Genomic DNA, 22,073 nt, shown 5'->3' with positions numbered 1-22,073 from the left:
TGATTTGATATGGTTAAATTGACTATATTATATCTCAGGTGTCGTGGCGGTGTTTTTCGTCCGTTTCGCGGACCTAAAGTCTGGTATTGGGTATCCCGGGCTTTGTTTTCTTTCGTTCTATACCTGGCCGGCCGCATTGTGGCCGGCATTTTTTGAATTCAGGCCGCCGCTGGCTGGCGGGGCAGGGTTGCAGTCTGGGCAGATGCGCCCGGGTAAACTCATAAAGCTGATTGGCAGCGTTAATAAGAAAGGCCGAAGTTATGAAAAGTTTGTGGCATTGGGGGGTAGCGATTGCTGCGTTAAGTTTGCTGCCGGGCTGTAATTCCGAATCTGTGCAGGAGCAGACGCCGGTAGTTTGGCCCGCAGTGAATAGCCCTATCAAGCAAGATCCGGCAATGGAGGCGCGTATTACCGAGTTGATCGCGCAAATGACTATCGAGCAAAAGGTGGGGCAGCTAATTCAGGCGGAAATTCGCTATATCACGCCCGAGCAGGTTAAAAAGCATCACATAGGCTCGATACTGAATGGCGGTGGTACCTTCCCCAACAACGACAAATACGCCACCGAGAACGACTGGGTGGCCGTTGCCGAGGCCTACTACCAGGCCTCGATGGATACCAGCGACGGTGGGCTGGCGATTCCGGTAATTTGGGGTACCGATGCTGTGCACGGACACAATAACGTGATTCGGGCCACCTTGTTTCCCCACAATATTGGCTTGGGGGCGACCCGTAATCCAGCGCTGATTCGCCAGATTGGCGCCGCGACTGCTCGCGAAGTGTCTGCCACCGGCGTGCAGTGGACGTTTGCGCCCACGGTTGCTGCGCCCCAAGATGATCGCTGGGGTCGCACCTACGAAGGATATTCAGAAAATCCTGAAATCGTGCGTGAATTTGCCGAGCAGATGGTGTTAGGTATTCAGGGCGTGCCTGGGACAGAGACCCTCTTCTCGCCGTCCAAGATGGTGGCCACCGTCAAACACTTTGTAGGCGATGGCGGTACGCTTAACGGCCGCGACCGAGGCGATACCCAAGTCTCCGAAGAAGTTTTGCGCGATATTCACGCGCAGGGTTATTTTGCCGGGTTGAGCGCTGGCGCCCAGACCGTGATGGCGTCCTTTAACAGTTGGAATGGCGAACGCTTGCACGGCAATTTTCACTTGCTGACCAATGTCTTGAAAAATCAGATGGGCTTTGACGGGTTTGTGGTGGGCGACTGGAACGGTCACGGCTTTGTGCCGGGGTGTGATTTTACGTCATGTGCCCAGGCGATTAACGCGGGCCTGGATATGTTCATGTCTATTCAGGAATGGCCGGAATTGCTGGAAAACACCATTCGACAAGCGCGCACAGGTGAAATTCCCATGGCGCGATTGGACGACGCGGTGTGGCGTATTTTGCGTGTGAAAATGCGCGCTGGGTTGTTCGATGGGCCCTCGCCTATGGCCCGTGCAGAAATTAATGGCGTAGGCGACGTACTGGGTAACGATCAACACCGGGCGATTGCGCGCCAGGCGGTGCGGGAGTCTTTGGTGCTGCTGAAAAATAAAAATCAACTGCTGCCATTGCACCCCAAACAACATATATTGATGGCGGGCGACGGTGCGCACAATATTGGCAAGCAATCGGGAGGCTGGACGCTTTCCTGGCAGGGCACTGGCAATACCAATGCGGACTTTCCCGGTGCTACGTCCATTTACGACGGATTTAAAGCGATTGTCGAGCCGGCGGGTGGTACTTTGACCCTTAGCGAAGAGGGTCGGTTTAATGTGAAACCGGATGTGGCTGTGGTGGTGTTTGGCGAAAACCCCTATGCAGAATGGCAGGGTGATATCAACTCGCTTGAATTTCAGCCGGCAACACGCAAAGACGTTAAATTGCTAAAGTCTTTGCGGGATCAAGGTATTCCCGTAGTGTCTGTGTTTTTATCCGGGCGCCCCTTGTGGGTCAACGCGGAGCTCAATCAGTCGGATGCATTCGTGGCCGCATTTTTACCCGGCTCGGAAGGTCAGGGCGTGGCAGACGTGCTGTTGCGTAAGCCCGACGGTGCGATCAATTACGACTTTAAGGGCAAGTTATCCTTCAGCTGGCCAAAAGATTTGAGCCAGGTGCGCCTGAATCCCAACGAAGAACCCTATGATCCATTGTTTCCCTACGGTTTCGGTCTTCGCTACGGCGATTCAGACACACTGGGTCTTTTGCCGGAAGATCGCAATGTGCTGGCTGGTGATGCCGCGCCAGTGCCGCTGGGTATTTTCGAAAGCCGAGTGCTAGATCCGTGGACTATGTACGTTACTAGCGAAAGCGAAGATGTGGCCGTTAATACCAATACCCTCAGTGTGCAAGCCTTGTCGGTGACTGGACACGATTACTTACTGCAAGATGATGCGCGACGCGCAGTATTTAGCGGAACAGAAGCCGCCTCCGTGCGTATTGCCTCTGAATTGCCCGTCGATTTGTCGGGCTTTATGGCCGCCAATGCCAGCTTAATTTTTGATTTACGGCTTAATGCGGCGCCGGCCTCGGGCGCGCAGTTGGCAATGGCTTGCGGTGCAGACTGCGGCGGTGTGGTACCGGTGGCAGAAGCGTGGCGTAAATTGCCCTTGGGGGAGTGGCGGAAATTCTCGGTTGACCTACGCTGCTTCGCTGTGGGTGGGCTAAACCTTGAGGCAGTCACTGCGCCCTTTGCGCTACAGGCAGATGGTGCGCTCGATGTATCTCTGGCCAATATTCAGTTGCTGCCTGAGTCGCGAAGTTCGGCCACCGTGGCTTGCTCTGACTGAGTAACATCGGCCCGAGTGGCTGATACGCTCACATTATTAAGCCCGCTAATGCGGGCTTTTTTTATTCTGGACTTAATCTGGATTTCAAATACCCATCATAGTCCGGTACGTTGCGTTCAAAGCTGCCGCGAAACAATGTGGAATTCACCATGACGTCGGCAGAGCTGTGATTGCAGGCCACGGGAATGTTCCATACCGCGGCAATGCGTAGCAGCGCTTTCACATCTGGGTCGTGGGGTAGGGGCTCAAAGGGGTCCCAAAAGAAGATAAGAAAGTCGATCTTGCCCTCAGTAATTAACGCGCCAATTTGCTGGTCGCCGCCAAGTGGGCCGCTTATGAGCTTGTGTACCGGCAGGCCGGTTTCGCGCTCGATGATCGCACCGGTAGTGCCGGTGCCGTATAAACTGTGGGGGGCCAAGTCTTGCTTGTGCTTATTGCACCAGGCGACAAGCTCCTGTTTTTTGTTGTCGTGGGCGACCAGCGCGACCTTTTTGGTGGCGGCCATGGTCACGGTTTTTTGCTGCATGTGACTTTCCTGCTAAGGCCCGAGACGGGCATTGGTTGTTAGCCGATTGTAGCAGGGGCAAGAAATTCAGCGCAAAAAAAACCCGCGCAAGGCGCGGGCTAAGCGGTGCATCACACTTAACGAGGTGTAGATCCTTTCAAGCCGTAGAAGGCGATGTAGATGTAGCAAACCAACGGCAGCAGGAAAGAAATTTGTAAGCCAAAGCCGTCTGCCAACATGCCCTGAAACAGCGGGACTATGGCGCCTCCCACAATAGACAGGCAGATCAGGCCTGCACCATTGCTGGTTAAACGCCCAAGTCCGGTGATGGCTAAGGCAAAAATGGTGGGAAACATGATGGAGTTAAATAGGCCTACCGCTAAAATGGCCCACATGGCTACACCACCGGTACTGGCAATTGATATGCCGATGAGCAGCACACAGGCAATGGCATTAAACGTGAGAACCTTTTGCGGACTCATTTTTTGCATAACCGCCGCGCCAATGAAACGACCCACCATGGCGCCACCCCAGTAGTAGGTAATGTATTCGGCCGCTTTGGCCTCCGTCATACCCGCCACTTCTGGCAGTGCAAAGTAGTTGACCAGCAGTGAGCCAATAGCCACTTCTGCGCCCACATAGAGAAAAATGCCCACCGCACCCAAGACCAGGTGGGGGTGATTCCAGATGCTGTCCTTGTCGCCGTCGTGCACCACCGTAGCTTCGGGGGTGATGGCGGGTAATTTAAACCAGGCGAACAGTGCCGCCAGGGCGAATAGCGTTAAGGCCAATCCAATGTAGGGCATCTGGACTGCGGCAGCTTCGTGTGCGCGATAATTATCTAACTGCTCGGGTGATAGCGCTGCCAGTTGGTCTGCACCCAAAACTGCGGCGGATAGGATTAGCGTGGCGCCAAAATACGGGGCTACCGTGGTTCCTAACGAGTTAAATGCCTGGGTCAGGGTGAGTCGGCTGGAGGCCGTTGCCTGTGGGCCCAGTGCGGTGACATAGGGGTTGGCAGATACCTGCAGAATGGTAATACCCGCAGCCAATACAAACAGCGCACCTAAAAATAGGGAGTAAATGCGCAAGCTGGCGGCTGGGTAAAACAATAGGCAACCGATGCCGGCCACCATTAAGCCGGTCACTATGCCGCGTTTAAAGCCGATTCGCTTGACTAGCGCGCCGGCGGGCATGGAAACCACAAAATAGGCGCCAAAAAAGCAAAACTGAACCAGCATTGCCTGGGTGTAGGTCAGTGAAAAGACGCTTTTCAGGTGGGGGATCAAGATATCGTTCAAGCAGGTTAGAAAGCCCCACATGAAAAACAGGCTGGTTAATGCTGCCAGTGGTGTGGTGTAGTTGGTGCCGCTGCCATCTTCGACAGTGGGTTGGTAATTGGCGCTTTGCGCACTGCTGGCCATAAAACTCTCCTAGGTTTGTCTCTTATGGTTATAGTCTTAATAACTTTAACAGGCCCGCCTGGCCACGTCACCTACCAAAGTGAAACGGCGGGTGATTTTTCAATAGCGCCACTTTGTTGCAAAATGACAGCGCTGTCAACCGTGTTCTGTCCAAAATCCCCAGAAACGGGGGCCCAAAGAGCCTTGGCCTGTAAATTAACTGTGGCATAATAGGCATTATGCAGATTTTACAATCGTTTACCGAATGTCGGTGTCAAACGGACTGCATACGTATGAATAGCTTATTAGCGTAAAAAATGACCTGTATTGTTTGACAGCGCTGTCATATGCTCTTTAAGCTTCAGAATATACAGGCGCTGCGAGTGCTCGGATTGCCACAGAGTACGAAGCGCAACACACAGTGGATAGAAGAGGGTAGGCCTTGCAAGCAACAGATTGGGTAATATTCGGCGGAACCGGCGATCTTTCCATACGTAAATTGATGCCGGCTCTATACCGCTGTGAAGGCGAGGGCCGCATGGTCGAGGGCTCGCGGGTTCTGGCCACCAGCCGTGGCAATGTGACGCAGGAAGAATTTATCGCCAAAGTAAAGGCCGGCCTGCAGAAATTCCTCACCCCCGGCGAGTTTGACGACGACACCTGGACGGCATTTGCCGAACGCCTGGCCATTGTAAATGTAGACTTGAGCGATAGCGCCAGCTGGGCGGACATGACGGCGTTGCTGCAGGCTTCAGATGCGATCCCCGTTTACTACCTCGCGATTCCTCCAAGCCTTTTTGGTGGCGTGTGTGCCACTCTGTCGTCTTTGGGGCTGGTCAGCGACAGCGCGCGTGTCATCGTCGAGAAACCGCTCGGCTACGACCGTGAATCAGCCGAGGCCATTAACGGCGAAATAGCCCGTTACTTCAATGAATCACAGGTGTATCGGATCGATCACTACCTGGGTAAGGAATCGGTACAGAATCTACTGGCCCTGCGTTTTGCCAACCGCATGTTTGAAAACATTTGGGATGCTAATTCCATTGATCACGTGCAAATTACCTTGGCCGAGTCTGTGGGCGTCGAAAGCCGCGGCGGTTTTTACGATGGCGCCGGCGCAATGCGCGATATGGTGCAGAACCATTTGCTGCAGCTGCTTTGCCTGGTGGCTATGGACCCGCCCAACGCACTGGACGCAGATAGCGTGCGGAGCGAAAAAATCAAGGTGCTGCGATCTCTGCGTAAAATTACTGGCGACGATATTGCCGAGCATACAGTGCGCGCTCAGTACGTCGATGGCGAAGTGGGGGGCAAGCCGGTCGACAGTTACGTGGGCGATTTGGGTAAGCCGAGCCGCACGGAAACTTTCGTGGCGATTCGGGCCTTTGTGGACAATTGGCGCTGGAAAGGTGTGCCATTTTACCTGCGTACCGGCAAGCGCATGACCGGCCGCTATGCGGAAATGGTGATCCAGTTTAAACCGGTAACCCACCCGTTATTTGGTCAGGAGCAGAATAACCAGCTGGTTATCCGCCTGCAGCCTGAAGAGCATATCTACATCAATTTGATGAGCAAAGATATTGCCAGCGCAGATGTTAAATTACGCCCAATTGAGTTTGAAATTGATCTGGCAGCCGAGTGCAATGCGCCCGTTGCCGACGCCTATAAACGCTTGATGCTGGATGCAATGGCTGGCAATGGAACCTTGTTTGTACATCGCGACGAGGTCGATCACGCCTGGCGCTGGGCCGATCCTATTATCGCGGGATGGAAGAAAAATTTAACGCCATTGTCTTACTACGCTGCGGGCACCAACGGTCCTGAGGCCGCGGAGCAGTTAATAGCAGAAGACAATCGCAAATGGCATGTGCAGGACTGAGCTGTGATAAACGAATACTTTTTTGAAACACGAGAGGCACTGTTGGCGCAATTGCAGGCCAATATGCAGTCGCACATAAACGCTGTGTTGGCGGCTCACGGAGCCGCCAGTGTGTTGTTGTCTGGCGGCAGTACCCCAGGCCCGGTGTACCAGACGTTAGGGCAAAGCCTGGATGATCGTGTGCAAATTGCGCTGGTGGATGATCGCTGGGTTGATCTCGATCACAAGGGCAGCAATGAAGCACTGCTGCGCCGCTGCTTTCCAAATCACCGCATTGTGGGCATGAAAACAACAGATGCCAAACCGCAAGACGCCGTCGCTAAAGTGAATGCCGCCTATGCTGCGCTCACGCAACCCTTTGCCTTAACATTGTTGGGCATGGGGCCAGATGGGCACACGGCGTCTTTGTTTCCCAATGCTCAGGGCTTGCAAGAGGCAATGGCGTCCGACGCCTCAGTGTGTGCGGCAATCACGGCGACCCAATCGGAAGTAACCGGGCCGCTGGTGGATCGTATGACGTTGACACTGCCGGCCATCTTAAATAGCCAAAAGTTAATACTGTTAATCACCGGTGAAGACAAGCTTGCCGTCTATCAAGGCGCCAAAACTGCCGATGATTTCGATCTGCAGCCAGTGGCGGCCGTGCTTCAGCAAAGCCAGGTCGCGGTGGATGTTTATTGGGCCAAATAACGCGGCGTTTCCACGATTGGCAGCGCTAGCCGAAACGCGAACGATAAAACGTAAACCACAGACAGTTAGCACCAAGTTTTTATAAGTACCAGACGCACAAGCGCGCAAGGGGTCACATGACAGATTTACCTAAGGTTGAGCTCAACTCCGTTGTTGCTCAAGTTACTGAAACCATCAGGACGCGTAGCCGCGCCAGCCGTGCGGACTATCTCGCGCGTATGGAAGCGCAGGCCGAACAGGGTCCGCACCGAAAAACCTTGCCCTGCGGCAATTTGGCGCACGGCTTTGCTGCCTGTGGTACCACCGATAAAGATTTACTGTCGCAGTCCGATGTTCCCAATATTGCTATCGTATCGTCCTACAACGACATGCTTTCGGCCCACCAGCCCTTTGAGGATACCCCCAAGCGCATTAAAGAAGTCATTTCTGCGCACGGCGGCGTGGCGCAGTTTGCCGGCGGCGTGCCGGCGATGTGCGACGGCATTACTCAAGGCATGGCTGGCATGGAGCTTTCGCTGTTTTCGCGCGATGTAATTGCCATGTCGACCGCCATCGCCTTGTCGCACAATATGTTCGACGGTGCGCTTTGCTTAGGCGTGTGCGATAAAATTGTACCGGGCTTGTTGATCGGCGCTTTATCTTTTGGTCATCTGCCGATGATTTTTGTGCCGGCGGGCCCTATGCCCTCGGGTTTACCCAATGATGAAAAAGCCCGAGTTCGCCAGCTGTTTGCCCAGGGTAAAGTGGGGCGCGAAGAACTGTTAGCTGCAGAGAGTGCTAGCTACCACTCACCAGGTACCTGTACTTTCTACGGCACCGCAAATTCAAATCAGCTATTGATGGAAATCATGGGGTTGCACTTGCCCGGCGCCTCCTTTGTGAATCCCAATACGCCGCTGCGCGAAGCGTTGACGGCAGCTGCCAGCGCCCAAGTGCTGAAGTTAGTGAAAAGCGGCGACGACTATCGTCCATTGGCAAAAGTTGTGGACGAACGCGCGATTGTGAATGCGGTGGTGGGGTTGTTGGCAACCGGCGGTTCAACCAATCACACCATGCATCTGGTGGCCATGGCTGCAGCGGCTGGTATACAGCTGACGTGGGATGATTTCTCGGCGCTGTCAGCCGTAGTGCCTTCGCTGACTAAAATCTATCCCAACGGTGTTGCCGATATCAATCATTTCCAGGCGGCGGGCGGTATGGCATTTTTGATTGCCACATTGTTGGATGCCGGATTGCTGCACGCCGATGTCATGACTACGCATACAGTCTCTGGCTTGCAGGCCTACCGCACCGAACCCCAATTGCGCGATGGTCAGTTGCGCTGGGTGGCAGGCCCTGCCGAGTCGCACGACACCAGCGTACTGCGCCCGGTGGCGGATCCCTTTGCCGCCGACGGTGGCTTGAAGGTGCTCAAGGGCAACTTGGGGCGCGGCGTCATTAAAACCTCGGCGGTGAAGCCTGAATTTCGGGTGCAAAAAGCCCCGGCGATTATCTTTCATAGCCAGGCGGAATTTATCGAAGCCTTTCAGCGTGGCGAGTTAGATAAGGACTTTATTGCGGTGTTGCGTTACCAGGGCCCTCGAGCCAACGGAATGCCCGAGCTGCACAAACTTGTGCCTATTTTGGGCAGCCTGCAGGACAAGGGTTTTAAGGTGGGTCTGGTCACCGATGGCCGCATGAGCGGGGCCTCTGGCAAGGTGGCGGCAGCGATTCACGTCACACCCGAAGCCGCCGCAGGCGGGTTAATTGGTAAAATTCAAAACGGCGACGTTATTCGTTTAGATGGCGAGCAGGGTATTTTGGATGTGCTGGTAGACGAGCGCGAATTTGCCTCGCGAATTGCCACCATGCCCGATTTGAGCGGCAACCAATACGGGTGCGGGCGCGAGTTGTTCGCTGCGTTGCGGTCGCAAGTTACTGGTGCTGCCACCGGTGCGCGCAGCTTCGATTTTGATGTGAACGAGGACCAGTAATGAGTGCCTTGGCCACAGTGAATAGCCCGCTAACACAGCCCGATATGTTTCCCTATGTAGTTGCAGATATTGGTGGCACTAATGCCCGCTGGGGGCTGGTAACGGGCGTTGATAACGCCGGTAACTACTGTATCGACGCTATTAAAACCTTTGAAAATAAGACCCACCCTAAATTTGAAGACTCGTTGGCGGCCTACCTGGACGCATTGGAAGGTCTGCCTATTGCCAGGGTGTGTGTCGCGCTAGCCGGCCCCGTGTTGGGCGACCAAATTGAAATGACCAATATTAATTGGTCGTTTTCTATCCGCGACGTGGAAAAACAGTTTGGTTTGCGCAAGCTGTTAATCGTCAATGATTTCACTGCCCTTGCTTATGCAACCAGCGCCTTGGCTGAAGCTGATTTGCTGCGTATTAAGCCCGGTACCCAGAAAAATGCGCCCAGAGCCATCATTGGGCCTGGCACAGGGCTGGGCATGGCGTCATTGGTGCCGCTGGCCGGCAAATGGTTGCCCTTGAGTGGCGAAGGTGGTCACACCGCATTTGCGCCGCAAGGCCAGGAAGAAATTGCTTTGTGTGAACACCTTCAGTCCCAGCTGGGGTATGTTTCAAAGGAATCGCTCCTGTCGGGTGCCGGTATTGAGCGTATTTACGCCGGCCTCAGTGCGGTGCGCGGTCGGCAAGTGGCGCCTCAATCCGCGGCGAATATTAGCGGTCTGGCCCTTAGAGGCGATGACCCGCTGGCCGTAGATGCACTGAATACCTTTTGTGGTGTAATGGGCAGCGCTGCCGCAGATCTTGCCTTAACGGTGGGTGCTTTGGGTGGCGTCTATCTGGGTGGCGGTATTTTACCAAAGGTGCGCGATTTTTTAGTTCAAAGCCCCTTTGTGCAGCGCTTTTGTGACAAGGCGGTGATGTCTCACTATGTTGAAGATATTCCCGTGTTTTTAATTGTGGCTGACGAGCCAGCGCTGGTGGGCGCTGCGGCTTTGTTAGCTGAACATTCGTAACAGTAGAGATAGTTATGCTTAATGCAATTGAACGCGTAGTACAGGCAGCCCCGGTTGTACCGGTAATGGTAATCGAGAAGCTCGAGCACGCAGTGCCGTTGGCGCGGGCACTGGTTGCCGGTGGTTTGCCGGTTCTGGAAATCACGCTGCGCACAGAGTGTGCACTGGAAGCGATTCGGCTGATTAAAGATGAGGTAGAGGGGGCCATTGTCGGTGCCGGTACCGTCAATACACCGGCCGATGTGGATCGCGCTGTCGCGGCTGGCTCAGAATTTTTAGTGTCGCCGGGATCAACCCCAGACTTAATCGACGCGGCGCTGGCATCGGGTGTGCCTATATTGCCAGGTGTTAACTCGCCCAGTGAAGTTATGGCGTTGATGGCGCGCGGTTTTAAATACTTGAAGTTTTTCCCGGCAGAAGCCGCCGGTGGCGTGCCGATGTTGAAGTCAATCAGCGGCCCACTGCCGCAGGTCAAATTTTGTCCCACGGGTGGCGTAAGCCTGAAAAACCTGGATGACTATTTATCGCTGCCAAACGTAGTGTGTGTTGGAGGCTCTTGGATGGCTCCAGTAGACCTCATGCGCAAAGGCGATTGGGCGGCAATCGAAACCCTGGCACGCGAAGCGCGAGCTGCGGCGGAAAAATAGTGTAAGTAATGCAATAGGTGCAATGTGGGCGAGTGACGGTAAGTCGCAGATATATGCGTCATCGGTCGAGAGAGCCTGGGCAGTTTACATAACTGCGTAGATATTTTTAGAGTCGGACCACCGACCAAAATACGTTGGGAGCCACTGCTTCCAACACTATGTAACAGTATTTTTGACAAGACAAGTTTCAGGGGTAAATACAATGATTAAGGTCGCAATTAACGGGTATGGTCGTATTGGTCGCAATACGCTGCGCGCACTTTATGAAAGTGAATTAAAAGATAAGATTAAGATTGTTGCTATCAACGATTTAGGTGACGCAAAATTCAACGCACATCTTACACGCTACGATACGGTGCACGGAAAGTTTGCAGGTACCGTCGACGTTGATGGCAATGCGATGATTGTCAATGGCGACGTGATCCAGATTTTTTCTGAGCGTGACCCTAAAAACCTGCCGTGGGGCCAGCTGGGTGTTGATGTTGTTTACGAATGTACCGGAATCTTTACCAGTAAGGCTAAGGCGAGCGCACACATAGAGGCGGGTGCTAAAAAAGTCATCATTTCCGCGCCTGCGTCGGATGCCGACATCACCGTTGTTTACGGTGTGAACCAGGATAAGATCACGAAAGAGCATCAGATCATCTCTAATGCCTCTTGCACGACTAACTGTCTAGCGCCTGTGGCCAAAGTATTGAACGACAGCATTGGTATTGAGCAGGGCATGATGACCACCATTCATGCCTACACCAATGATCAAAAGTTGAACGACGTGTACCACAGTGACCTGTATCGGGCGCGCAGTGCTACTCAGTCCATGATTCCCACTAAAACCGGTGCGGCCAGTGCTGTAGGCTTGGTATTGCCAGAGCTCAATGGCAAGTTAGACGGCATGGCGGTGCGCGTGCCCACCATTAACGTGAGCCTGGTTGACTTCAATTTCCTGGCCAGCCGGGAAACCAGCATTGAAGAAATTAACGAGCTGATCCAGAAGGCCAGCAACGGCGCTATGAAAAACGTCCTGGGCTACAATGACGAACCGCTGGTTAGCGTGGATTTTAACCACAATGCTCATTCATCTATTTTTGACTCGAGTCAGACAAAGGTTGATGGCAAGTGGGTTAAAGTTATGAGCTGGTACGACAATGAGTGGGGCTTCTCTAACCGCATGTTAGACAACACCATTGCCCTAATGAATGCGAAATAAGAACTTCAGAAGCCGTGCTCAGCGCGGCTTTTGTTTTACTGATACCAGGACGGCGCGCTAGACGCCAGCCTGAATGCACGGAGGCTCAGACCTCTGGCACTTAACAAAATATGACGGAATGGCTATGTTACGAAGAACCAAAATTGTCTCTACCTTAGGCCCGGCTACGGATGATCCGGCTGTGTTAGAGCAACTGATTGTTGCAGGTGTGGATGTCGTGCGATTGAACTTTTCGCATGGGCAGCCTGAAGACCACCAGCAGCGCGCTGATCTCGTTCGGGAATTTGCCGCCAAACACGGTCGCCACGTGGCTGTTTTGGGCGATTTACAAGGTCCAAAAATACGAATCGCACGCTTTAAAGACGGTAAAATTGAACTGCAAAAGGGCGATAAGTTTTTCCTGGATGCGGAGCTGGATTCAAACGCTGGCGATCAGAGTGGCGTTGGCATTGATTACAAAGAGTTGCCCGCAGATTCGCGCTCTGGCGACGTGCTACTGCTGGACGATGGTCGCGTTGTATTTGAAGTTGATCAGGTGGTAGGGTCGCGCATTCAATGCACAGTCACCGTAGGTGGCGCTCTTTCAAACAACAAGGGCATTAACCGTCAAGGTGGTGGACTGTCTGCGCCCGCGCTCACTGAAAAAGACTATCGCGATATAGAGCTGGCAGCCAAAATTGGGGTTGACTACTTGGCGGTATCTTTTCCGCGTAAAGCGAGCGATATCCATCGCGCGCGCGATTTGCTTGTTCGCGCCGGTGGCAATGCGCGTATTGTAGCGAAAATTGAGCGTGCGGAAACCGTCAATGACACAGATTGCCTGGACGATATTATCTGTGCCTCAGATGCCGTCATGGTTGCTCGCGGTGATTTGGGTGTCGAGATTGGCGATGCGGCACTCATTGGCGTACAAAAAGATTTGATCTCGCGCGCACGTAGGTTGAACAAGGTAGTAATTACAGCTACTCAGATGATGGAGTCCATGATTAATAGCCCATTGCCCACCCGGGCAGAGGTTTTTGATGTGGCCAACGCCGTGCTGGATGGCACAGATGCGGTGATGCTGTCGGCTGAAACCGCGGCCGGTAAATTCCCCATTGAAACCGTTGAGGCCATGACTCGGGTAATTCTTGGGGCGGAAACCCACCCCAAAGCTGTTTCGTCTGTGGATTCATTCGACGTGAACCTGGCGTCGGTTGATCAAGCCATTGCCATTTCTGCGATGTTTGCCGCCAGCCGTATGCAGGGGGTTAAAGCCATTATCTGTATGACCGAGTCCGGTAGCACGCCCTTGCTCATGTCGCGCATCCGCAGCGGTCTGCCGATTTTTGCATTTAGCCGTCAGCCCGAAACCCAGGCGCGTGTTGCACTGTTTCGCGGTGTGCACACGATTCCTTTCGACAACGAAAAGATCCCCAACGAACAGGTGAATCAAAGCGCTGTAGATGAGTTAAAATCACGCGGTATAGTGGCTGACGGCGATCTGGTTGTTATCACCAAGGGCGATTTTATGAACGTACTAGGTGGGACAAACACCATGAAGATCGTCAGAGTAGGGCAGGCGGTTAAATAGCTCTACGTTGCGCCGATATTGTGCTCTGGATCTGTCTCTAGGGCACGATATCGCGCTTTTATGTTTTGCAGACTCGTTCCGGTAAATCTCGGGCGAGTCTGTAGCTGAATGTTCTATCTGAAAGGGATAGCTTGGGTGGCAAAAGCAACAATTGATGATGTCGCGGCGTTGGCGGGGGTTTCAATAAAAACCGTCTCGCGCGTGGTCAATGGCGAGCCCAACGTCCGTGCCGCAACCCGTGAAAAGGTGCAGCAAGCCATTGAAAAACTGGGTTATCACCCCAGCCAATCGGCCCGGAGTTTAGCCAGTAACCGCTCCTATTTAATAGCGCTGCTCTACGACAACCCTTCGGCCAGTTATGTGATTGATGTCCAAAACGGCGTCCTTAGCGAGTGTCGGCCAGCGGGCTACGATTTGCTGATACATCCCTGTGATCACGCCCACGACGACTTGGAACAGCAAGTGGTTAATCTGATTCGGCAATCGCGCGTGGACGGCGTGGTGCTCACGCCACCGTTATCCGATCACGTCAACCTTGTGCGTAGGCTAATGGAGTTGCAGATCCCGGTAGTGGTTATTGCCCCTGCAGACGACGATTTGCCCTGCTCCAGTGTAATGACCAACGATGAAGAGGCCGCTTTCGCCATGACCACCCGACTGGTGGAGAAGGGGCATAAGCGTATTGGCTATATTTTGGGCCACCCAGATCACAAAGCGATGGGAAACCGCTTTCAGGGCTACCAGAAAGCGCTGATGTATCAAGGTATCCCGGTGGATAAAAAACTGATTGTACAGGGTATGAATACCTTTGAGTCCGGTTACTACGCGGCCGAAAAGTTACTTTTGAGTGTAAATCCGCCCACCGCTATTTTTGCCAGCAACGACGACATGGCCGCTGGCGCCATCAAGCTGGCCCACAAGCTGGGGCGCAAAATACCGGGCGACGTGGCCATCGCCGGTTTTGATGATATACCCGCCGCCGAGCAAATTTGGCCGGGATTGACCACCGTGCGTCAACCTATTCAGGCCATGGCCCAGCAAGCGGCGCAGTTGTTGTTAATGCAACTTAAAACAGCCGCCCACTCTGTACAGCACCAACGTGTTAAATCGTCGCTGATCCAGCGCGAATCCGTTTAGGCTGCTTGTCTGTTTTCTCGCTATTTGCCTGGCAGCATTGTCGTCCGCGATGGTTGGATGATTTGAGCGCCGTTGCCGGGTGTCGTTAGAGGAGTTCGCTGTCGTCCAGAAAGTTGTCTTCCTGCTGTTGCAAGTGTGAGCGCAGGCGCTCCCTGTCGAGTAATTTCTGCTGTACCACCGGTGGCAAATCAGTAAAAAGGATGACACTTTTATTGACCAGCAAGTGAATGAGGTCTTCGGTAATGCGTGCGATGTCCTGGTCTGTCTCAGCTAGTGCCCGCTTGTAGGCGTCCGGTGTGGGCTGGGTCGTTTGGGCTAAAAATTGTTCAACTTCGTGGTGGTCGGCCGGCAGTTGCTCGCTGGCTTCCTCAGCGGTGCCATGCAGGCTAACTATTCGACCGATGGAATCTCGTTTTACGTAGGGCATTTGTTGACCTGTCGCGGGGCTTAATAGACTATGCTGGGTTTACGTGTACCCAAGAGCATAGCAATGAATTCAGAGGCCCTGGTAAATTCTGACCCTGAGATTCGCACGCAACATCAAGACCCGTTGCTCGATTGCCTGTTGATTCTCGCCAAAAGAGAACATCATCAATGTTCGGCAACGTCGTTGATTGCGGGCTTACCGCTGGTGAACAACTGCCTGACTCCAGAACTGTTTATCCGTGCCGCCCGCCGCGCAGGGCTCGCTGCCAAGGTGGTGGAGCGCAGCCTTGAGGACATTCCTTCGTTAGTATTGCCGGTGGTATTGCTACTCAAGAATAATCAGGCCGCCGTGTTGTTGTCGCGCAACAGCGACAACACATACCGGTTGCTAGACAGCCACTCAGAGGGCGAAGTCACTGCCACTGCAGAGGCCTTGGCCGAGGCCTATACCGGCTATGCCATCTACTGCAAGCCAGAACACCGCTACGACGAGCGGACGCAAGCCCTGGCGCGCGACCACCAGGGGCACTGGTTTTGGCGGGTGATCGGTCGCTCCTGGCGCATTTACCGCGATGTACTCGTGGCCTCGGTGCTGATCAACCTTTTTGCGCTGGCCAATCCACTGTTTGTCATGAATGTCTACGACCGTGTGGTTCCCAATGATGCGTTAGAAACCCTGTGGGTATTGGCAATCGGCGTGGTGCTGGTTTACGGGTTTGACCTAATCTTAAAATTATTGCGCAACTACTTTATCGAGGTCGCGGGCAAGAAGGCCGATGTACAGCTTTCAGCGTTTATCTTTGAGCGGGTGTTAGGGGCGCGTTACGAAACCCACCCGCAATCGGTAGGTGTATTTGCCAGCCAGCTGCGGGATTTTGAATCGATTCGTAGCTTCATAACTAGCACCACTGTCACAGCGTTTGTCGATTTACCTTTCACCTTGCTGTTTCTGCTTGTCATTGCCTATTTGGGCGGGCCACTGGTGTGGGTCCCCCTGGCTGCTATTCCCATTATTTTACTGTTTTCCGTGCTAATGCAGCGCAAGCTGGCGGTGGCCGTGGAGGAAACTTACCGGTCTTCAGCACAAAAAAACGCCACCCTGGTGGAAACATTGACCGCCCTTGAAACCGTTAAGCTGATTGGTGCCGAAGGGAAGTTACAGCGCCTGTGGGAAAAGTCCGTGGGGCATTTGGCGCAGTGGGGGCAACAAGTGCGATTGTTGACCGCTACCACTACCGTGGGCGCGGGGGCTATCCAGCAAATTGCTGCGGTGGTGGTGGTCATAGTAGGTGTGTATGAAATTGCGGCCAAAGACTTAACCATGGGGGGCTTGATTGCCTGCGTCATGTTATCGGCGCGTGCCATGGCGCCCATGGCACAGGTTGCAGGGTTAATGGTGAACTACCACCAGACTAAAACGGCGCTGGACTCTTTGGAAGAGATCGTCAATAAGCCACAGGAGCGCAGCGATCAAAAGCCCTTTATTCAGCGCACAGATATTCAAGGAGCCGTGGCCTTTGACGGTGTCAGTTTTGCCTACCCCGAGGAGAAACAATGGGCAGTACAGAAGGTCAGTTTTAAGATTAAAGCCGGCGAACACGTCGCAATTATTGGGCGAATTGGTTCGGGGAAAAGTACGCTGCAAAAACTCATGACCGGTTTGTATCGCCCCACCGAGGGCGCCGTATTGGTGGATGGCATAGACCTCAGTCAGGTCGACCCCGCCGAGCTGCGCGCCCACATAGGTTCGGTACCGCAGGACGTTACACTGTTTTTTGGCTCAATCAGAGACAATATCGCCTACGGCAACCCCTTGGCCACAGATGCCGATATCTTGCGCGCCGCAGATCTCAGCGGCGTTGCGGAGTTTGCCAACAACCATCCGCAGGGATTAGATCGCCAGGTAGGCGAGCGCGGCTCAGCGCTTTCTGGGGGGCAGCGGCAAAGCATTGCCATTGCACGCGCCGTGCTCAACGAGCCGCCTATCTATATCTTGGACGAGCCGAGTACCGCGATGGACAACAGCACGGAAGAGCGGTTAAAACAAAATCTTGCGCGCTTAAGCGCTAATAAAACATTGATCGTGGTGACGCATAAAACTTCGCTGTTGTCGCTGGTAGACAGGATTATTGTGCTCGATCAGGGGCGCCTGGTGGCAGATGGTCCGAAGGATGCCGTATTGGAAGCGTTGAAGAAGGGGCAGTTACGTGTTGCGACAGCTCATTAATTGGCGCCATTACGTGGGCGCAAGTGAAGACCCGACGGAAAAACCCCGTTACGAAGACGATCTCGATTACATGAACTCCTCGGCGGCGGCCGTGCTACAACAATCGCCTCGCGGCGGTCAGGTGTTGCTCTGGGCAATCGGTGTATTCCTACTTGTAATGGTGGTGTGGTCGGCACTCGCCTATGTCGATGAATTTACACGCGGCGAGGGCCGTGTCATTCCATCCCAAAAGCTGCAGGTGATACAAAATCTGGAGGGGGGGATAGTGCAGGAGATCTTTGTGCGCGAAGGCCAGTTAGTGGAGCGGGGTGAGCCGCTACTGCGCATTGACGATACGCTGTTTAACTCTTCCTTCCAGGAGACCGATGTCACACTGGATCAATTGACCGCAAAGGTTGCCAGGCTCGAAGCAGAGGCGGCGGGCGAACCATTCGCGCCAGCGTCTATTGAGGGCGTTGACCCGCAGTTTATTGCGCAGGAAATTGCCATATTCTCGGCGCGTAAATTGGAGCGCAGCACCGGCGAACGGGTGATCCGCGAACAACTTGTGCAAAAGCAGCAGGAGCTGAACGAACTTAAAGCCCGCGTAGCCCAGCTGGAGCGGAGTTATAAATTGCTCGAAAGCGAAATGAATCTGACCCGTCCGTTAGTGGCCGACGGCGCAGTTTCTGAGGTGGAAATGTTGCGTTTGGAGCGCCAAGGAAACGACTTGCTGGGTGAGTTGGAGGCCGCGCAGCTGTCAATCCCCCGCGTCGAGGCGGCGGTGGATGAAGTGCGCGAAAAATTAGCGGCCAGCCAGCTAGCTTTCCAGTCAGAAGTGCAGTCTGAGCTTGCAGAAGCCCGCGGCGAGCTGTCGCGCCAGCTGCAGTCCAGCCGGGCTGCCGAAGACCGGGTAAAGCGCACGCTGGTGCGCTCGCCCGTGGCAGGCACTGTCAAACAAATGATGGTCGATACCATCGGCGGTGTGATCCGACCGGGCATGGACATCGTAGAAATTGTTCCCAATGAGGACAAGCTGCTGGTTGAGGCGCGCGTACGGCCGTCGGACATTGCGTTTATCAGCCCGGGCCAGCCCGCCAACGTGAAGGTAACTGCCTACGATTTTGCCGTCCACGGCGGTTTGGCGGGCAGCGTGGTACACATAAGCCCGGATACCATTGTGGATGAAGAGGGCAACAGCTATTACCTTGTGCGGGTGGAGACCGCCAGCGCTTATTTGGGGTCGGATGCGCAACCTCTGCCGATTATTCCCGGCATGGTTGTTAGCGTAGATATATTGACGGGCAAGAAAACGGTGTTGGATTACCTGTTAAAGCCGATACTCAAGACCAAACAGCTGGCCCTGAGAGAGCGCTAACAACCAGTCGACTACTTATAAAGCAACCCCATTTTTATTCCCTTTTCAGTATAATTTGCGACCAATATCTCGCGATTTGTCATATAGATGGCACTTTTTAACCTGTCTATTGCCTTATTTTTTCGGGAATATATGCTTCTGGCGGAATAACCATCGGTTTTTTGCGGGCATTTAAGGAATAAGGCTATCTGTTCAACCGTTGAGTTATATAAACGTACACTTTAGGAAGTTTTTATTAGGCTAGTATTGTGCTCACCTAATAATAAATGTGAAATACATCACAAAATCTCATTCTTAAGAATGAGCTATAACGGATCTTTAGGAGCTTGAAGACCCAATGAAAGTCATTCGATCGTTGATTGCCATCAGCTGCCTGTGGGGCGCAGCAACGAGCACCCAGGCGATATCCCTGCAGGACGCCGTTAAGCACACCCTGGAGTCACATCCAGAAATTCTGGCGGCCCGCCATGAAATCAACGCTCGCAAAGCGGAAGTTCGCTTGGCTAAGGCCGGTTTTTTACCGCGCCTGGATGCCACAGCCGGTGTGGGCTACGAGGAGACTCGAAAGCCGTCGACCAATGACGAAGCCGTTCGGCTCACGCGCAATGAGTTGTCGCTACAGGCCCGTCAGATGGTGTTTGATGGCTTTGCCACAGCCGATGAGGTGGACCGCCAAAAGGCCCGTGTGGACAGCGCCGCCTATTTAGCGCTGGCGTCTACGGAGACAGTTACGTTGCGCACCGCCGAGGTCTATCTGAACCTGCTGCGACAGCTCGACCTCATGAATCTGGCCAAGGAGAGCTTGAAACATCACCAGAATATTTATGACCAAATGGTCATGCGCAATCGCTCGGGTGTGGGCAGCAAGGCCGATTTGGATCAGATATCAGCGCGTTTGGCGTTGGCCAACAGTAACTTGGTGGTGGCCGAAAATAATTTGCTGGATGCGCGCACCAATTTCTATCGAGTGGTTGGCTTTTTGCCCGACACCAATGCCATGACCATGCCCGATCAGTCTTTGCCGCTTCCCATTAGCATGGAGGCGGCGGTTGGCCAAGCTTTGGAGCGCCATCCAACGCTTTTATCTGCGGTGGCGGACGTCAATGCCGCACAGGCCCAATACGAAGCGGCGGACAGCAGCTACTGGCCGCAAATTCAATTGGAAGCGGATAAGCGCCTCGACAATAACATCGGCGGTGTCGAAGGTCGCGATGAAGATCTTATTGTGGCGTTGCGCATGCGCTACAACCTGTTCAATGGCGGTGCCGATAAGGCACGCCGTACTCAAACGGCGCACTTGTTAGAAGAGGCCCGCGAAATTCGCAACAACACCCACCGTCAAGTCGTGGAAGCGATGCGTCTATCGTGGAGTAATTATGAAGCTGTCAACAACCAGCTACGCTACTTGCAGGAGCATGTGCGCGCTGCCAGTGCTACCCGCAAGGCGTATCAGCAGCAGTTCAACATTGGTCGGCGAACACTTTTAGATCTATTAAATACGGAAAATGAAGTGTTGGATTCTAAGCGCTCATTAATTGGCGCAAATTATGATCGCCTGTTTGCGCAATACCGTATTTTAAATGCGATGGGCGATCTGACCGCCTATTTAAGTGGCGAATAGCCGCTAAACTGTTAGAAGTCGTCTGCCGATTGATATTTAGTCGGTAAGTAAACCGGGTTTGCCCGGCGTTTTCGTATTTTGAGGTGAGCCATGGCTAACTCTTTCGCTGCAACTGTAACTTCTTCGCGCGTTCTGGCTGTTCAAGGGGAGGCGTGGGTTACCGATGCTAATGGTGAAAGACGACTTCTGACTGCCAATGATCAAATTTCGCTCGGCGAATGGGTGACCACCGCGCCCGGCGCGGTGTTGATGCTGGCCGTGGGTGAGGGTGCCGTTGTGACCTTGGGGCAAGAGGAAAAACTCCGGTTTGATAAGGCGTTTTTGGTAGAGCTGGATAAACAAGCCGAAGATGGCAGCCTGCAGGATGCGGTTAACTTTGAGGCCATTGAACAGGCCCTTACCGAAGGGCGTTCTCTGGATGAAATACTGCCCGCCGCTGCGGCCGGCGATGGCCCTTTAAGCGGTAGCAACAGCGCTGGCACAGGCGGCGTGCGCGTAGACCTCACGGCAGAAAGGGTCACGCCCGAAAGCGGCTTCGAGACCTCCACCACCGGCTACGATAGCAATCGCCAGTTCAACGATATAGGCGGTCGCGATAGCGACGGCTCGGCAGTTGCTGCACAACCGACCGTATTGACTATCAATCCTTTGGCTGTCGATGACGTCATCAACGCTCAGGAGCAGACTCAGCCGCTTGTTCTATCCGGCAATGCCACCAACGCGCCAGATGGCACTTTAGTGACGGTGTCCTTTAATGGTAATCAATACCTTGCACAAGTCAGCAATGGCCAGTGGACTGCCACAGTCCCCGCCGCTGACTTACAGGCAGCTGTTGATGGCCAGTACACCTTAACGGTTGACGCCGGTACTGCCCAGGCCAGCCGCAGTTTTGCCATCGATACCCAGGCAAATGCCACCATTAATTTTACCTCCACAGTCACGGCCGACAACGAACTGAGCCTAGACGAAGCCAATGGCACTGTGACGATAACGGGCAATGTCGCAGGAGATTTTAGTGCTGGCGATCTAGTGACTTTGTCAGTAAACGGGGTGAACTACACCGGGCCATTGGCTGCCGACGGCAGTTTCAGCATCGACCTAGCCGGTAGCGACCTACAGGCCGATCCGGATAGCGCCATCAACGCCAGCTTTGTCGCCACTGACGCCGCGGGTAACACTCAAACAGTGACCAACCAACTGGCCTACCAGGTGGAGGCATCCAACCTGATTGGTACCGCCAGTATTGCGGGCACCGCCGCTGAAGACGAAGTGCTTACCGCACAATTGTCCGACCCAGATGGGGTTGCAAGTGTGCAGGGCTATCAGTGGTTTGCCGACGGGCTACCTATTAGCGGAGCTACGGCTGAAACTTATGCGCTCACCGATGCCGATGTCGGAGCGCAAATCACCGTGGCCATCAGTTACACAGATGCCCGGGGTGAAACGGCCACAGTGACCTCGGCGGCTACCAGTGCGGTCAGTCCGGTTAACGATAATCCCGTGGCAAACGACGACGCGCCACTGATCACCGATGAAGATACTCCGGTAAACAACATCGATGTGTTAAGCAATGACACAGACGTGGATGGCGATCCGCTTACCGTCACAGCGGCAAGCGCCCTTAATGGCACGGTAACG

16 protein-coding genes are annotated in these 22,073 nt (G+C 53.8%); 13 read left to right on the top strand and 3 right to left on the bottom strand.

Going from position 1 to position 22,073, the window contains the following annotated elements; genetic code table 11:
* Positions 1–260 precede the first annotated feature (260 nt).
* Positions 261–2,783 carry a glycoside hydrolase family 3 protein gene (locus tag ACW8F6_RS16420; RefSeq protein WP_491576966.1) on the top strand — a complete coding sequence of 841 codons (2,523 nt, stop codon included), beginning with the start codon at positions 261–263 and terminating at the stop codon, positions 2,781–2,783.
* A 61-nt stretch (positions 2,784–2,844) separates the two neighbouring features.
* Here the strand turns inward: ACW8F6_RS16420 and ACW8F6_RS16415 are convergent, their stop codons facing one another.
* Both ACW8F6_RS16415 and fucP read right to left on the bottom strand, forming a co-directional pair.
* The gene (locus tag ACW8F6_RS16415; protein WP_491576965.1) at positions 2,845–3,309 is read right to left on the bottom strand and encodes a methylglyoxal synthase; all 465 of its coding nucleotides are present in this window, start codon (positions 3,307–3,309) and stop codon (positions 2,845–2,847) included.
* 116 nt (positions 3,310–3,425) lie between these two features.
* Positions 3,426–4,712 (bottom strand): L-fucose:H+ symporter permease, encoded by a 1,287-nt coding sequence (gene fucP / locus ACW8F6_RS16410; RefSeq protein ID WP_491576964.1) that lies wholly within the window; start codon positions 4,710–4,712, stop codon positions 3,426–3,428.
* 421 nt (positions 4,713–5,133) lie between these two features.
* Here fucP and zwf point away from each other — a divergent pair, with 421 nt between their 5' ends.
* The 8 genes from zwf to ACW8F6_RS16370 all read left to right on the top strand — a co-directional run bounded on the left by zwf (position 5,134) and on the right by ACW8F6_RS16370 (position 14,804).
* On the top strand, positions 5,134–6,570 hold the full coding sequence (gene zwf / locus ACW8F6_RS16405) for a glucose-6-phosphate dehydrogenase (protein ID WP_491576963.1): 1,437 nt from the start codon (positions 5,134–5,136) through the stop codon (positions 6,568–6,570).
* A gap of 3 nt (positions 6,571–6,573) precedes the next feature.
* On the top strand, positions 6,574–7,260 hold the full coding sequence (gene pgl, locus ACW8F6_RS16400; RefSeq protein ID WP_491576962.1) for a 6-phosphogluconolactonase: 687 nt from the start codon (positions 6,574–6,576) through the stop codon (positions 7,258–7,260).
* Positions 7,261–7,376: 116 nt separating this feature from the next.
* Entirely contained in the window at positions 7,377–9,233 is a 1,857-nt protein-coding gene (edd, locus tag ACW8F6_RS16395) for a phosphogluconate dehydratase (protein ID WP_491576961.1), read from the top strand.
* A complete protein-coding gene (gene glk / locus ACW8F6_RS16390) occupies positions 9,233–10,240 on the top strand; it encodes a glucokinase (protein WP_491576960.1) in 1,008 nt (335 codons plus the stop codon). The genes edd and glk overlap by 1 nt, the downstream gene beginning before the upstream one ends.
* Before the next feature lie 14 nt (positions 10,241–10,254).
* On the top strand, positions 10,255–10,887 hold the full coding sequence (locus ACW8F6_RS16385; protein WP_491576959.1) for a bifunctional 4-hydroxy-2-oxoglutarate aldolase/2-dehydro-3-deoxy-phosphogluconate aldolase: 633 nt from the start codon (positions 10,255–10,257) through the stop codon (positions 10,885–10,887).
* A gap of 202 nt (positions 10,888–11,089) precedes the next feature.
* Positions 11,090–12,094 carry a type I glyceraldehyde-3-phosphate dehydrogenase gene (gene gap, locus ACW8F6_RS16380; RefSeq protein ID WP_491576958.1) on the top strand — a complete coding sequence of 335 codons (1,005 nt, stop codon included), beginning with the start codon at positions 11,090–11,092 and terminating at the stop codon, positions 12,092–12,094.
* Positions 12,095–12,218: 124 nt separating this feature from the next.
* Positions 12,219–13,667 (top strand): pyruvate kinase, encoded by a 1,449-nt coding sequence (gene pyk, locus ACW8F6_RS16375; RefSeq protein WP_491576957.1) that lies wholly within the window; start codon positions 12,219–12,221, stop codon positions 13,665–13,667.
* 135 nt (positions 13,668–13,802) lie between these two features.
* Entirely contained in the window at positions 13,803–14,804 is a 1,002-nt protein-coding gene (locus ACW8F6_RS16370; RefSeq protein WP_491576956.1) for a LacI family DNA-binding transcriptional regulator, read from the top strand.
* Between the two features lie 85 nt (positions 14,805–14,889).
* Here ACW8F6_RS16370 and ACW8F6_RS16365 read toward each other — a convergent pair whose 3' ends face one another.
* A complete protein-coding gene (locus ACW8F6_RS16365; protein WP_491576955.1) occupies positions 14,890–15,231 on the bottom strand; it encodes a hypothetical protein in 342 nt (113 codons plus the stop codon).
* A 63-nt stretch (positions 15,232–15,294) separates the two neighbouring features.
* Here ACW8F6_RS16365 and ACW8F6_RS16360 point away from each other — a divergent pair, with 63 nt between their 5' ends.
* From ACW8F6_RS16360 to ACW8F6_RS16345, 4 genes are all read left to right on the top strand, one after another.
* Positions 15,295–17,457: a type I secretion system permease/ATPase gene (locus tag ACW8F6_RS16360; RefSeq protein WP_491576954.1), complete on the top strand. Its 2,163-nt coding sequence runs from the start codon at positions 15,295–15,297 to the stop codon at positions 17,455–17,457.
* Entirely contained in the window at positions 17,438–18,814 is a 1,377-nt protein-coding gene (locus tag ACW8F6_RS16355; protein ID WP_491576953.1) for an HlyD family type I secretion periplasmic adaptor subunit, read from the top strand. Before ACW8F6_RS16360 ends, ACW8F6_RS16355 begins: the two co-directional genes overlap by 20 nt.
* A 337-nt stretch (positions 18,815–19,151) precedes the next feature.
* Positions 19,152–20,435 (top strand): TolC family outer membrane protein, encoded by a 1,284-nt coding sequence (locus tag ACW8F6_RS16350; RefSeq protein WP_491576952.1) that lies wholly within the window; start codon positions 19,152–19,154, stop codon positions 20,433–20,435.
* A 90-nt stretch (positions 20,436–20,525) separates the two neighbouring features.
* Positions 20,526–22,073 (top strand): retention module-containing protein (locus tag ACW8F6_RS16345; RefSeq protein ID WP_491576951.1); only part of this gene is annotated, 1,548 nt, incomplete at its 3' end.

It is taken from the genome of Simiduia sp. (assembly GCF_058345725.1).
This window is presented reverse-complemented; position numbering and strand designations above follow the sequence as displayed.